The 15,419-nt window shown below is 40.5% G+C and carries 13 protein-coding genes; all 13 read left to right on the plus strand.

Annotation, left to right across the window (positions count from 1 at the left end; genetic code table 11):
- Positions 1-51: 51 nt before the first annotated feature.
- A complete protein-coding gene (locus tag TY15_RS14575; protein ID WP_040205565.1) occupies positions 52-1,095 on the plus strand; it encodes a FecCD family ABC transporter permease in 1,044 nt (347 codons plus the stop codon).
- An 84-nt stretch (positions 1,096-1,179) separates the two neighbouring features.
- Positions 1,180-2,016, plus strand: coding sequence for an ABC transporter ATP-binding protein (locus TY15_RS14580; protein WP_040205632.1), 837 nt, complete (start codon positions 1,180-1,182; stop codon positions 2,014-2,016).
- Between the two features lie 236 nt (positions 2,017-2,252).
- Complete coding sequence (locus TY15_RS23220; protein WP_052353791.1) at positions 2,253-2,624, plus strand: hypothetical protein; 372 nt, start codon at positions 2,253-2,255, stop codon at positions 2,622-2,624.
- Between the two features lie 600 nt (positions 2,625-3,224).
- Complete coding sequence (locus tag TY15_RS14590; protein WP_040205564.1) at positions 3,225-3,521, plus strand: WXG100 family type VII secretion target; 297 nt, start codon at positions 3,225-3,227, stop codon at positions 3,519-3,521.
- 189 nt (positions 3,522-3,710) lie between these two features.
- Positions 3,711-7,043, plus strand: coding sequence for a type VII secretion protein EsaA (esaA, locus tag TY15_RS14595; RefSeq protein ID WP_052353792.1), 3,333 nt, complete (start codon positions 3,711-3,713; stop codon positions 7,041-7,043).
- Entirely contained in the window at positions 7,018-7,530 is a 513-nt protein-coding gene (gene essA / locus TY15_RS14600) for a type VII secretion protein EssA (RefSeq protein WP_040205562.1), read from the plus strand. Before esaA ends, essA begins: the two co-directional genes overlap by 26 nt.
- A gap of 12 nt (positions 7,531-7,542) precedes the next feature.
- Positions 7,543-7,794, plus strand: a complete 252-nt coding sequence (locus TY15_RS14605; RefSeq protein WP_040205560.1) for an EsaB/YukD family protein — start codon at positions 7,543-7,545, stop codon at positions 7,792-7,794.
- A 63-nt stretch (positions 7,795-7,857) separates the two neighbouring features.
- On the plus strand, positions 7,858-9,153 hold the full coding sequence (essB, locus tag TY15_RS14610; RefSeq protein ID WP_040205558.1) for a type VII secretion protein EssB: 1,296 nt from the start codon (positions 7,858-7,860) through the stop codon (positions 9,151-9,153).
- A gap of 51 nt (positions 9,154-9,204) precedes the next feature.
- A complete protein-coding gene (gene essC, locus TY15_RS14615; RefSeq protein WP_040205556.1) occupies positions 9,205-13,740 on the plus strand; it encodes a type VII secretion protein EssC in 4,536 nt (1,511 codons plus the stop codon).
- The gene (locus TY15_RS14620) at positions 13,733-14,137 is read left to right on the plus strand and encodes a hypothetical protein (protein WP_052353793.1); all 405 of its coding nucleotides are present in this window, start codon (positions 13,733-13,735) and stop codon (positions 14,135-14,137) included. The genes essC and TY15_RS14620 overlap by 8 nt, the downstream gene beginning before the upstream one ends.
- Entirely contained in the window at positions 14,124-14,423 is a 300-nt protein-coding gene (locus tag TY15_RS14625; RefSeq protein ID WP_040205552.1) for a WXG100 family type VII secretion target, read from the plus strand. Before TY15_RS14620 ends, TY15_RS14625 begins: the two co-directional genes overlap by 14 nt.
- Entirely contained in the window at positions 14,420-15,130 is a 711-nt protein-coding gene (locus TY15_RS14630; RefSeq protein WP_040205551.1) for a DUF5081 family protein, read from the plus strand. Before TY15_RS14625 ends, TY15_RS14630 begins: the two co-directional genes overlap by 4 nt.
- Positions 15,123-15,419: hypothetical protein (locus TY15_RS14635; protein ID WP_042374910.1), on the plus strand; the 297-nt coding region annotated here is incomplete at its 3' end. The genes TY15_RS14630 and TY15_RS14635, both read left to right, overlap by 8 nt.

Below are 15,419 nucleotides of genomic sequence, written 5' to 3' on the forward strand. Positions count from 1 at the left end.
ACGGGACAAGAACAGTGATATCAGGGTTTAACGGTAAAAGGAGTGAATCACATGGGTCGTATTGATTTTGGACGGAAATATTTGCAGCTAAAAGGACCAGTGAAGCTGCGCTTAGATATAAGAAGTATGAGTATTACTGCGATTTTCCTCGCAGCTATAATAGGCCTTGCCATGTTTTCCCTCATGGTTGGAACACTTAAATTAAGTGTTGCTGAGGTGTTTTCTGCGCTTTTTGGTGACATGACAGGATTCAAACGGACGGTTGTTATCGATTGGCGGTTGCCGCGAGTATTAGCCGCAATTGTTTTTGGAGCGGGTCTGGCGGTAAGCGGCTCGATTTTTCAATCGATTACTCGGAATCCGTTAGGATCGCCTGACATTCTAGGCTTTACTTCAGGCTCCTATACAGGTGCCTTGGTCGTGATGCTAGTCATCAAGTCGATGTCCTTTACCACTATCGCAATGGGTGCGCTTATCGGCGGATTTGCGACAGCATTGGTCATTTATCTATTTGCATTTCGTAAAGGGACACAGGGCTTCCGATTAATTATTGTCGGGATTGCCATTTCGACCGTTTTAGGCAGTGTCAATTCGATGCTGCTTCTTCAAAGTCAAGCTGAGGTTGCGTTAACAGCGGGTTCCTGGGGAGTAGGGTCCTTAAATGGAATCGATTGGTCCCATGTGCTGCCAGCCATCCTGTTTGTATTGGTGTTGCTTATATTTGCGGTGATCATGAATCGGCCTCTCCGTGAAATGGAGTTGGGCAAGGATGCGGCCAAGTCCCATGGTGTCCATTTCGATCGGACACAATTTTTATTGATTTTGATTGCCGTGGCCTTAACAGCATCTGCGACAGCCATAATGGGGCCGGTTACCTTTGTGGCATTAGCTGCTCCGCAAATTGCTCTGCGCTTTACAAATACGGCTGAAAGCCTAGCTCCAACGGCAGCTGTCGGTGCCTTTGTATTATTAAGTGCTGATGTTCTGGCACAGAGAATGATTCCCGGAATGATTCTGCCTGTAGGGGTGCTAACCTTATCCCTTGGAGGCTTGTACTTAGTTTGGTTATTGTTTCACCAAGCCCGCTCTGCCTAGCAAACAAACACTAATTAAGATAAGAGTCATTTTTTTATAGGACTTTTGACTATTCCTATATTCTGAAAGAGGTTGTCATTGATTATGGTCATAACAAAAGCAGAACTTCAAAGCCAAACGATTTCGCCTATACGTTCGCGTCTAGGAGTAGAAGATGTCACCACCCAATACGATCATCGAGTGATTTCCCAAAACCTTTCGATTGAGATACCGGACCAATCCTTTACGGTTATTATTGGACCTAATGCATGTGGGAAATCTACCCTTTTGCGTACCCTTTCCAATTTGATTAAACCTTCAAAGGGTCATGTGCTATTAGACGGAAAAAAAATTAGTACGTATAAATCAAAGGAAGTGGCGAAAAAGCTTGGTCTTCTGCCACAATCATCAACTGCTCCTGATGGAATTACTGTCGCCAATTTGGTCGCACATGGACGTTATCCTTATCAGAATCTCATTCAGCAATGGACAGAGGCAGACGAACATGCCGTTATGACCGCGATGGAGTTGACCAATACAACAGAGCTTGCCAACCGCTTTGTAGATGAGCTTTCTGGAGGCCAACGTCAACGAGTCTGGGTCGCAATGGTGCTTGCTCAACAAACCCCATTGCTTCTTTTGGATGAACCGACGACTTACTTAGATATCTCACACCAAATTGAGTTACTCGAATTATTTACAGATCTTAATGAACAAGGAAATACTTTAGTGGCTGTGCTCCATGATTTAAATCATGCTGCCCGCTATGCCACCCATCTGATCGCTATGAAAGCGGGCAAGGTTATTGCCCAAGGCCACCCATCTGACATCGTCACCGAAGAACTCGTTGAAGAAGTTTTTGGTCTAAAGTGCAAGGTTATCAAAGACCCGGTCACCCATACACCGCTTATCGTCCCACTAGGTAGGGATCGATCTAAATAGGGCGTGTTTTGAACTGGCTCAGTGTATTTCATTGTATTGAATGTTCATAATATAGAATAAATCGGACATTTTGCACAAACAAAGGCACAACTAGCGGATTTTAGCTAGTTGTGCCTTTGTTTTTTTTTTAGGTGACCTTTCATTAAGTAAATATTAAGGTTGAAGAAATATGATCAAATATAGATTGTGAAATTCATTAAAAAAGCAGATTTATAAACGAGAGAGAAGGATGCAATATGCAAGTTTCATCTGTAAGTAATTCAAACTATACGACGCAAACATCCAATGATTCATCCAGTTCCATCAAGGATTTACAAAAGCAGAAACAAAAGATTCAGCAAGAGATTCAACAAGAAAATCTCTCTAAGGATGATGAAAAAACAAAGCAGAAAAAAGTACAGGAGTACCAGCAAGAAATTCAACAGATTGATATCCAGATTCAACAACTACAATCAAACGAGAACAAGAGCGGAGCAACTCAACAACAGACAGCTAAACAGCAACAGGATACGGTCGAAATTAGCTCCGAAGCCCAAAAGTTATTTAATGAACAACAAAATAGTGCAGCTAGTGATCAACAAAGTAGTCAAGAAGAAACAAAACTATAAATTAGTTGCCTTAATGGTCAAGTAGGCCTACTGACATCTACGAAGATAATAAAGGCCAGACTTAAAATTAAAAAAGGTCCCTCATCAGTTGACTTAAACTAGTTGGGGGGACCTTTTTTGTGTTGGTCAAAGGATAAACTTTAAGCGCAAATAAATTCCCCTAATATTTGTCAAGGGAAAATTATGAATTTTTAATTACTGTAAGATCCATGATTAACTAAAAAAACAGGTAAAAAGTTCTACGATTTTTAATATTTGAAATTTTCATTCCTAAAAAACCATCCTTTTGCCTCGTTATGAAAGAATCATTTTCTCCTCATTTCCACCCAGAAAATCTTAGTTTCAATGTAAATTAGGCAAGAAAGTACTAGATAAAAAGCCGCTTGATACTAGGCATATTTGAATGTTTCTGGAACCTATGTTAAATAAATAGATAGGAATTTAATTCCAAAACAGTGTAAATGGTCTGGAAAAAAGCGAATTAACATTTTCATCACATTGGTAATACGAGTAAAGCTTACGATGTTTATCATGAAATTAATATGATAAAAATTGTCTGTTTTCTAAGGACAAATATATAGGTAGAGGAGATGGAGAAAAATGGCTGGACAAATTCGTATGACCCCAGCGGAGTTAAAAGCTAAAGCGACTCGCTATGGACAAAGCTCACAACAAATTGAGCAAATTTTAAAGGATTTAACTAATTTACAAAATGAACTTCGTGGTGAATGGGAAGGTCGTGCCTTCCAAAGATTTGATGATCAGTTCAACCAGTTGAAGCCAAAGGTACAAAATTTTGCTCAATTAATGCAAGAAATTAACACACAATTGAACAAAACTGCGGATGCAGTGGCTCAACAGGATGAGCAGTTATCACAAAATTTTGGGCTTAATTAGTCCGATCCTCTAGTAGATTGCAAGATTATGAAGTGGAATGAGTCATTCGGGACTATGTTCCCAATAAAAGCCACGCGACAATCGTTGTGTGGCTTTTGTTCTTTATACACCAAACGTCTTCTTACATAGTAAATTACTTTTTTATATAGAGAGAAAAAGAACATAAATACATCTTCAGGGGTTGATTGGATGAAAAGGTTTGAGCGGGGGGTATTGTTATTTCTGGTATTGGTCCTTGTACTATCTTCTGGTATCACGTATTTGGCATTGAATCATGCGACAAAAAGTAATGCCAGCAAAGATGATCAAAAGATGACAGTAGCATTGGTCAATGAGGATCAAGGGGCCAAATTTAATGACAAGAATTATGAATTCGGTGCTGAATTTATCAAGAATATAGAAAATGATGATGAACATAATTGGTATGTGGTCAGCCGTGGCGTTGCGGAAAGCGGCCTAGAGCGGAATGTCTACAATATGATGATTGTCATTCCGAATGACTTTACCCAGAAGGCGTTATCGATTGATTCGCCATCACCGGAACAGGTGGTATTGAGCTACAAGATTAATGCCTCCGAAAACGGCAATATGAAGGCGATGGCAGAGAAAACGGCAAGCTCGATCTTAGGGGATTTTAATCGCCAAATTATAGATGTCTATTTTGCCAGTGTAATTGGGAATTTGCACGATGCCCAAGACAATATTGGTACATTGGTAAAGAAAGAGAAAGACTATACCAATTTCTATCAAAATGCCGTCCACCGTCCATTAGACGGATACACTGCCCAGTTTGGAGCGGTGGAGAGTAATACAAATCTATCCAGAGAGAGCTTCACAGGCTTACAGGGTATTTTAAAGGAATTTGAAACGGGCCTTGGCGAGGGGGTCAAAGCTGGCACCACGCATCAATCCAGTTATATGGAGTATACAAAACTGCTAGCTGCCAATGGACTTACGTCAAAAGACTTCTCCGACCAGCTTAGCCTGTTAGATCGTGATATGAATGATGACGCTGTTCTACAGCAATTAGATTATTTATCTACCGCAAATAATGCCATCAATGATCAGTTCCAGCCAAATGATGAACAAACTGCAACAATCTTGTCAGAAGCAGCTGCCCTGCAAGCATATCTTACGAACACGAAGGAAAAAATCGATCAACTGAACATAAAGTTGACGGAAACATTGGCTTCTGACATGCAGCAATCCATTGGTGAAAAGTTAAAACAGGAAATGAAGAATAAATCTGGTGAAGAGCAGAATGTCTACTTAAATCAAATTTTTGCAAAGCCGGATGAAAGTGCCAGGAACACGATCCAAAAGCAAATTGATCAACTGCCTTCGTTAAATCCCAGTGATTTAGACGGTTTAGGCTTAAATGAGCCAACGCTCACACAGTTGAAAAATATCTTGGCTGTTACAAATAAATACAATAACGAATTTGATTATATTCCTAACAACCATTCAACTAGCATTCCATTGTCCGAACGAGTGAACCAACTCAAAACGGCGTTACAGTCAGAAGGTGTCACTTTAACAGACACGGTAAGCCTGCCAAGGAATAAGAAGACAGGACAGGAATTTACCTTATCGATTCCTAAGGCATTTGAAGTAACTCAAGTGTTGCTGACATTACCAAATAGCGATGAAATGGATTACACTGAGCCATTTCTTCAAAATCAGAAGCTGGTTCTTCCCGCCACCGATAAAGGACAATTCAAGGTGAACCTAAAGGTTAGGCTGAAAGAAGCGGATACCAAAATTGATGTTTTCCAACCGGTTACATGGAATTGGGAACTGGACCAAAAGGATGTCACCAATGTGGATACTCCTGACCAGCCAGAAACTGCTGGCCCAGTGATTAATGCCACGGAACCAGTAAATGGGATAACGGAAACAATAACTAGCATTACTGATCCAGCTCAAAGCAGTGAACAAGGAACTAGCATTATTGATCCAGCTATTCCTGCAGATCCAAGCAGCACGACAGAACAGGATGATAACCAAAATCCCAACCCAATTATAAAATTGACGATTTTTAATAATCATATTACCCACCAAGTGATGTCACCATTGATGAGTAATGTGTCCAATGTTTTAATCAACGCTGCAAGTGATACGGTCAGTGATTATCAGAAATTGCAAATGTTATATGGAAGCTATTTCGGCATCACAATGGACCAATTCAATCGTGCCGATTTCGTAAATGATTTGCGACAGACTAATTTAAGCGATCTGTCCGGAGAGGATTCTCTTTATTATTTATTTAATAAACAAGATATTGTCGACGTGTTAGCAAATTATATAGCCGAACAAATTACAGAAGAAGTTCGACAGCAGACAGAGGATGTAAAAAGCAAAGTGGATGAGTATATTCAACTTGTTACGAACGCCAATCAAAATTCAGTACAATTGACCGAGAGGATTAAGGGAACAACCGAACAAGCTGAACTGCTGAACACCCATCTGGCTGAAACGTTAAAGGATTTGGCGGCATGGCGGGAAGAAAGTCTTCATTTACAAACTGAACAAACGAAAATCTTGATGAATGGAGAGGATGAACAAAAGGTTGTTCTGTCATTGGGCAATGAATTTAATACTTTGCTTGCTGCAAGTCAATCGCTTGCGGATCAGTCGAAGAACAATCTAGCTTCTGCCGAAACGGTTTATCATACCTTTGATGCCATTGATCAACAAGCAAAGGAAATTCAGGCCAGTGGCACGACTCTAGTAAAACAGGCAGGAAATCTGTCCAATGAATTAACGAATAAATTGGCAGAGGATCAAAGCTTCGCGGATAATTTTGCACAGGTGCTTGCCAACAGCCGGATTGGCGAACGGCCAAATGAAGAACTGTTAAGTTTTCTATCTAATCCGGTCGAGACTAAAAATGCTGGAGTGATGGCTGCAGGCGACACATTTACGCCTTATTTCGTTGTATTAATCTGCTTCATTGTTGCCTTATTCACAGCGTATGTCATCTCTACTAATGAGCGAAGACGTCTCCAAAAGGATTCATTTGCTGAAGAAAGAACTATTTTTGGTCATAATACTCCGATTACCATTATTACGGCTAGTATTGGTCTAATTGAGGGTTTAGTGATTGGCATAGTTTCGGCGTATCTGTTGCAAATGGGTGAAGGGAAATTCCTGCAATGGACTGGTTACATTACCTTAGTTATGTTCACGATTCTCCTGGTAGCTACCTATCTATTACGGCAATTAAAAATGTTTGGCATGTTTATTCTATTGGTAATCTTGAGCCTGTATTTATTCCTAACAGAAGCGCTTGGACTTCGGATCGACAAACTCTCTGTCGCTGCTAAATTACGAGCGTACTCACCATTGCAATATATTGAGAAGTTGTTGCTGGAGTTTGGTAGTCGGGCATCAGATAGTAAATTAATCATGATTGGTCTAATCGCTATCGTGGTTGTCAGTCTGGTGGGCCACTTATTCGTCTCACATCGTGTGGCCAAAAGCAAGGAGGTTCGTGATGAAGGAATTAGTGAAGCTCTTTAGTAGTGTCGTCTTTATTGCAGGCATTCACACTTTGTTTTCTCTTCACCCCTTGGCCGATACAAACCTTGACCATAGTGGAAAGATACGCGTGCAGTCAGAACGTATTGGCCAAGATGCGATTGAAAGGAAGAGTCTTGAAACACAAGATTATAAAGAGACGGAATTGGAAAAAATAGCGCCTGATTTATTCAAGGAACAAACGCGGGCGGCGATAGAAGCTAAACAAGGAGAAATGGAACGGTCAACAGAGGTAGTGGAACAAGAACTTTTTACTATACCAAGAGCGCCAAATCTAACCATACAAAATACTGAAAAGGTTTTGTTTTCGAGTGATTATACCGTTCAATATACAGCTGCTCCCACTCAGAAGACTACCGAAACAAATAATGATGATTTGTTAGACTCCAAAACATTAACAGCTTTCTTTGGAATGGTTGTCCTTGGCTGTGGCGGGATTTTTACCATGATGAGAAAAATGCTGGCGTAAAGGAGAGAGACCATGCCTAATCAAACACATGTTAACGTAACTGTTGATTTTGGGAAGTGGGATCAAGGTCAATATGATGTAAGAATCCCTGTGTACCAACCTATTAAACAACTTCTGGTGAATTTGGCAGAAACCTTGAATCTTGATCTGACAAAGGCATCCCTTTTTGCCGTTAAGGTAGCTCACAAAGAACTTTTATTGACGGATGATGACCGACTTATCGATTATCCAGTGACAAATGGAGATCTTTTACTTGTTTTATAAGATATAGAAACAGGCACCATTGTATTGCCTTTGGCGCCTGTTTCTCAAAAGGAGTCAATACACATGATCGAAAAAACGATCCAATTGGAGTCCATGACATACCAGTTTCTCATTCATGATGATCTATGGCAGCTAAAGCTGCCGAAATCCCAAACGCGCGTGAAAGATGACCGACAATTGGCATTAATGAATCAAGACTCAGATTTATTCGTACCCGTATTGGTTGAAGAAGGAGAGACTATTTTTACCTTTTCATTTAAAGTCCATTCACAAGCGCAGATGTGGGAAGATGTACGAAAGCTTAATCGAAAAGATAAATTGCGCCTGTTATGTAATCTTGCTCGCTTAAAAAAAATCCTAACCACACGCATGACATTCTTCTTACATCCGGATAATCTGATTTTCGATGATAATCTCTTACCAGCCATTGTGTTTCGTGGTATCCGGGATGTCATTCCCCCGTATGAACTGAATGAAGACAAATTTATTCTCCAATATAAATGTTTTATTATTGCGCTATTTTCAAAGAAATATAGCTTTGAAGAGCTTTATGCGGGTTCTTTGAAAAATGCCAAGGATACCTCCTTTGAACGTCAAATAAGTGAAACAAACGATTGGGAGTCTTTGATCAAGCTTTTAGAAGACAATTTCACCAAGGAAAAAATTGAGGCCGAAAAAAGCCTATTAGTTGTACCGAAAAAGCGATTTCTTCTATTCAAACAATTAACGTTTATCATGATGGCTCTTTCGATTATTTTAGCCGTACCACTCGTCTATCTCAGTTTTGTCAAAACACCTTTTCAACAACATCTCCTGGAAGCACATCGTCATTTTTTATCAGTAGATTATGGGAATGTCATTACTGATTTAGAAGGTCAGAAGCCAGAAAAGTTACCAGAACCAAGTAAATACATCCTGGCCTACTCGTTTATTAAATCCGAGAAATTATCAGATGATCAAAAAGAGGCCATCTTGAAAAACATTAGCATGAAAAGTGACCCTAATTATTTGTTGTATTGGATTTACAACGGTCGCGGTGCTTTTGACAGAACCGTTGATCTTGCCAAGTTTATTGATGATCCTCAATTGATTATGTATGGACTGATTAAACAAATAGAAAGTGCGAAAAATGACCCGGAATTAACGGGGACGGAACGTGAAAAAAAGGTCCAAAAATATCAAGAACAATATGATACATATGCCGAAAAATATGGTTTGGACTCCTTACTAAAACCTGAAAAACTCGAACACGCCGAGCAAGAGCAAGTAGACGAAGCCAGCAGCCAAGAAGTATTAAATCAAGATCTTAAGGAACAGCCTGAAGATGCAAAAGAAACGGAAGCGGCCGAGGGGAATTAAGAGTACGAAAAAGGCAGATGAATGTTTAGAGGTGTAGAGAGGGAGAGAAGAATGGCACAACGATTATTACTGATGAGCTATAAAGATCACTTGCACAAATGCCATTTAACCATAAATGAATCCAAAACAGTAACGGCTGGAAATGATCAGGCGCATACGCTAACTTTTTTAGAGTTGTTTCCGGCTTTGTCTATATTTTGGAATGGTGATGTGTGCCTAATTGGTGAGCGGGAGCTGCGGGTAAATGAATGCCTTACATTAACGCAATATGATAGTCCCATTAACATTTATTTGCAGGAAGAACAGGAGTGGAGTGTTTATGATACGACCCAAAATGAGCATATTACGTTTGGGTCGAATGACTGCGATGATGTCAGGGTAGAGAATCCCCCCCTTGACTTTGTCTTCATTAGGGAGCACTCGGGCAGTCCATTTAAACTTGAAGTCTACGATGGTCAAGTCTACCACAACTTTGTTAGGACAAAAGAAGTGGTGCTGGAACCGGGTGATCTGCTGTTTTTTGATGGAATTTTGCTGAGGATCGGACAGGAGGATCTTGCCTTTCAGGGGGTGGGCTCCATCACGGAAGTGAAACTAAGTCGTTTGTTTGGAGTGAAACAGGATTTCGGCAGCCATTACCCGGATTATCATCGTTCACCCAGAATTATTTATCGTGAGCCAAATGAAAAACAGAGAATTGCTAAACCTTCCAATAAACCAGGGAAACCAAGTGAACAGCTGGCACGGGTGATTGTTCCACCACTTGTGATGATTGCTGCGATGGTGATTATGTCCTTTTTTCTGTCAAATGGTTTTTATATCATCATCATGCTAGCGATGACCTTAACAACCGTTATCTTTTCCATTACATCCTATCTTAAAAGCCTAAAGAAATACCGTTTGGATAGAACGGAGCGGGATACAAGTTACCGAGACTATTTGAAACAGAAAACACAGCAATTATATCAAGCAAGTCAAGAACAGCAGCATGCCCTACACTATCATTTTCCTAATGTAGAACAACTATGCGAAATGGCCATGAAAGTCGATTCTCGTATTTTTGAAAAGACTAATATCCATCACGACTTTCTGATGTATCGTCTTGGATTAGGGAGAGTTCATTCCAGCTTTGAGGTTGAATTCAATACCGAGGAATTTTCCCTTGATAAGGATGAATTGGTGGAGGCAGCGCGGAATCTTCAGTCACAGTATTTGACAATTGAGAATGTGCCAGTAGTAACGTCCTTAATGAATGGTCCGGTTGGTTACATCGGGCAGCGGCTGCTTGTGCTGGAACAGTTGCAATTACTCGTGATGCAGACCGCCTTGTTTCATAGTTATCATGATGTACAGTTTGTGACTATTTTTCCAGAAGAGGAAAAAGGGCAATGGGAATGGATGCGCTGGCTTCCCCACGCCAGCTTACGGGATCTAAACGTGAGAGGCTTTGTCTATCACGAACGATCGCGCGAGCAAGTCCTAAACTCCCTTTATCAAATCATTAAAGAACGCAAGCTGGCCATCAATGAGAAAAGCAATAAAAATGAAAAACTATATTTCACTCCGCATTTCGTGGTACTGATTACCGATGAAAAAATGATCCTAGACCATTCGGTCATGGAATATTTTAATGAAGACCCAAGTGAATTAGGTATTTCCCTTGTATTCGTGCAGGATGTGATGCAGTCACTTCCGGAGCATGTTAACACGGTTATTGATATTCGTGATACGACAAGTGGAACGATGATCCTTGAAAAAGGAGAATTGGTCAATCGGAAATTTATACCAGATCGATTTCCGAAGGGTTTCAATAAAGAAGATTTATCGCGGGCATTAGCACCACTCCATCACTTACAAAATCTAAAGAACTCGATTCCGGAAAGCGTGACATTTCTTGAAATGTACGGGGTAGAGAAGGTCGAGGATCTGGGGGTTGATTGGCGCTGGACGCAAAATGAAACCTATAAAAGCCTCGCTGTTCCACTTGGATTGCGGGGGAAAGAGGATCTCGTCAATTTAAATCTGCATGAGAAGGCCCATGGACCGCATGGTTTAGTTGCAGGTACGACGGGTTCAGGGAAATCAGAAATCATTCAGTCCTATATTCTCTCGCTTGCCGTCAATTTTCATCCGTATGAAGCTGCTTTTCTGTTAATTGATTATAAAGGCGGAGGAATGGCCAATTTATTTAAAAATCTCCCACACTTATTAGGAACGATTACAAACTTGGATGGGGCTCAATCATTAAGGGCATTAGCTTCTATTAAAGCAGAATTACAAAAACGTCAACGTTTATTTGGCCAATATGATGTCAACCATATCAACCAATATCAAAAACTATATAAATTAGGTGAGGCTCGTGAGCCGATGCCACATTTATTCTTAATCTCAGATGAATTTGCCGAGCTCAAATCCGAGCAGCCAGAATTTATGAAAGAATTGGTGTCGACGGCCCGTATTGGGCGCTCGCTGGGGATTCATCTGATTTTGGCCACACAAAAACCAAGTGGGGTCGTCGATGACCAAATCTGGTCCAACTCTAAATTTAAGCTTGCACTCAAAGTACAAAACGCCAGTGATTCGACGGAGATTTTGAAGACGCCGGATGCCGCCAATATTACGCTTCCAGGGCGTGCCTACTTACAGGTCGGCAACAATGAAATCTATGAGCTTTTTCAAAGTGCCTGGAGCGGTGCCGATTATATCCCTGATAAAAATGAACAGGACTTATTGGACACAACGATTTATGCCATTAACGACTTGGGTCAATATGATATCATCTCGGATGACTTAAGTGGTCTATCGACTAAAAGGGAAATTACCAAGGTTCCAACCGAACTGGACGCAGTTGTGGATTATATTCATGCATATGCAACGGAAAAAAGGATTGCAGACCTTCCAAGACCATGGCTGCCACCGTTAGCGGAGCGGATTTTCCTTCCCGATTTAGATGAAGTGGCCTATAAAGAGGCCTGGGTTGAGGAAAAGAAACCGTTGGAAGTGATGTTTGGTTTTCTCGACCTTCCGGAAATGCAGGCACAAAGACCACTTTCATTGAATCTTTCCAAGGACGGTCATATTGCTGTCTTTTCAAGTCCTGGGTACGGGAAGTCTACCTTTTTACAAAGTGCGGCGATGAATATTGCTAGACACCACAGCCCTAAGCAGGTTCATTTCTATTTGATTGATCTTGGAACAAATGGATTGCTGCCATTGAGGGAACTGCCACACGTAGCAGATACGATTATGGTCGATGAAGAAATCAAACTAGGTAAGCTTTTTCGACGCCTGCAACAGGAATTGAAGGAGCGTAAACAACGATTAAGCAAATACGGTGTCGCCAATATTCAGATGTATGAACAAGCAAGTGGAGAAGAAGTCCCTGTGATTCTTTTAATCATCGATACGTTCGATTCTGTTACTGATGCTGCTTATCGCGATGACTTTGAAAAGATCTTGGCCCAAATTGCCAGAGAAGGTGTTAGTGTAGGCATTCATATGGTGATTAGTGCCGGTCGTCAAAGTGTGCTGAGAGCCCCAGTTCTTGCCAATATTAAACATCAAATCTCCTTATTTATGATTGATGGCATGGAGGCGCGCAATATTGTTGGCAGAACGGAATTACTCATTGAAGAAGTTCCTGGAAGAGGCTTGGTTAAATTAGAGCAGCCCACCTTATTTCAAACGGCTCTGCCTGTCGTAGGTGACGATACCCTGTCCATTATTAATAGAATCCAAGAAGAGAGTCGCCAGATGCGGAATGATTGGAATGGGGAGTGGCCATTGCCGATTCCAATGGTTCCGGAGGTCATTGAGTTTACTACTTTTATTGAAAATCAAGTAACCCAAACCATTTTAAACAATGGCGGTATTCCATTTGCCGTCGATTTTGAAAAGGTAGAACCAATCGAGTTATCAGTCGTGAAAGATCAAACCACGCTCATCTTAAGTGATACCATCGATGCGGTTGAACAAACGTATCTAACTCTGATTGCCAGTATTTCAGTTAATCACCATATTGATGTCGGTTTAATCGATAATAGTTCATCAAGATTTAGAGTCTATAAGGAAAGTGTCAATCTTTATGCAGACCATAGTGAAACAATGGATGTCTTTGTCGAGCGGCTGCAGCATCTACTTGAAACAAGGGAAGACGCCTTCCGACAAGTACAATCGGCTACCAATGGCCGTGCAACTAGGAATGATTTTCTAAAAGAAATTCGTCCAATGGTTGTCTTCATCACTGATGTATCATTCCTCATCGAATCGATGTCATTTACTAGCCAATCTGCATTGGCAAATTTAATCGAAACAGGTGCGAGAGTTGGAATTTATTTTGTGATCGGTGCTGTTCATGGCGCATTGGAAAGACAATACGATGATATCGCGACAACGGTGAAGAAACAAAAGACGGGCGTGTTAATTGGAAGAATTACGGAGCAGAGCATCCTTGATGTTTTAAACCGACCGTATAAAGAGCAAAGCTTACTTCCATATGAAGCTTACTACATTAAACAGGGCAAAGCCGAGAAGATCAAAATTGCTGCTCCTTACCTTAAAAGAGAGGAAGTGAATGTCCATGTTTGATTGGTTTAAAAGTGATACGGAGAAAAAAAGAGATGACTACCATGAGTTGTATGAAAAACTAAAAGATGCTATTTCTGAGCACGATGAAAAGGTGTCAGATGCAAATGGAGCCTATAGTTCTTATCTTGGTACGGTTCCGAATTTATCCAATACGAAAATACCCTCAAATGATTTTAAAATAAGCCGCGAGGAGTTAAATGAAAAATTAAAGAGGTATTTCCAGCTCGATCAAGATAAGCGAAGCTCACTTGTGGCGGCTAAAAATAAGGCGTATGAAAGATATCTGCATTATAAGAATTTAGCTATAAAAGTGGAAGAAGCGGAAAGGGCCAGAAGAGAAAAGGAATTAAATGAGTTAAAAGAGAGATTGGAGCGATTAATCAGTGGGGAGCGTTAGAATTGACGGTGATAAGGCAAATGAAGCGAAGGCCGCGGCTATAGGATTAGAGCAATCGATTGAACAAACCTATGAATCTTGTGAGCAATTAATCGCTTACCTTCATTCGGCTAAATGGAGCGGGAAATCTAGGGATTCCTTTTTAAGTTATTTGGAAATCATTCAGAAATATCATCATGATATGAAGTCTGCTGTCGCAAAACAAACAAAAGCGTTAAACAATCTCGACGGCTACTTAGATGATTTCTTTCAAGACGGTTCAGTAAGGGAAGTGAAGAATTTATGATCGAATCATCAACAGATACGTTTTCCGTGGCTGAACTATACCTTTTAGCGGCAGCCTTTGGTGGGACTGTTCTTTTTGGCTTACCTGAGAAAGAAGTTTACCAACTACAGGGTGAAGAGGTATTTAAAGAGGCGCATGACCGGTTGATTGAGAAGGAGATTATCACACCCGATGGAAAAATAACAAAGGCTGGGGCCATGATCATCCGCGTTATTGAATTTTATCATCAAAGTGAAAAATATGTTCGTATCAATAATCTTCTGTTTGCTTTTCGTGAACGGGATAGGGATGAAGTAATTATACTGGTAGAACTCAAAGAAATGGGCCGCTATCAGTTACGGGTTGTGTCGAAAGCATCCGTGTTAAAAATGTTATCTGGACAATTTCCTTTGATTGTAAGGGAACCAGGGGAGAAGGAAAAAACGTTTTTAAAAAAAGAATTATCACATCAGGAAAGACGGGAAACAGAGAATTTTGAACCGGAAGAGATGTTTATGAATCTAGAATTCTTTCATCTTAAAGAGGAACATAGAGATCGATTTAATTGGCACTATTATCAACAATGGCTCATTTTTACGAAGGACGAAAAGTTGATCATGGTGGATACCGTAAATAAGAAATACTATCATGCCAGCCAATATTGGTTCTTGAAGGTCCTTTTTGATGAAATGGATTTCCCTTACAAGGAGGCGAAGTCTTATGCTTAAAGCTGATGGTGGCGGTTCGAGTCTGCTTATTAATATTGATCCTGATGAAATGACAACCATTTTTAAATTTTTACAGGAAATTATTACGGAGCTAGAGACCAATGCCACTCCAAATATAGAAAAGCTCGGTAACATTGATTATTACACAGAAGGAAAAGCCAAAAAAGCAATGGAAGTATACGCGGAGGCTAATCAAAAGGTCAATGATTTATATGACAATTACTCCCGCGCGGCGACGTTAGTAATAGATATCCTAAATACGATGATGCAGGCAGACGAAGCGATTGCT

The organism is Neobacillus jeddahensis (assembly GCF_000612625.1).
Classification (GTDB): Bacteria; Bacillota; Bacilli; order Bacillales; family Cytobacillaceae; genus Neobacillus; species Neobacillus jeddahensis.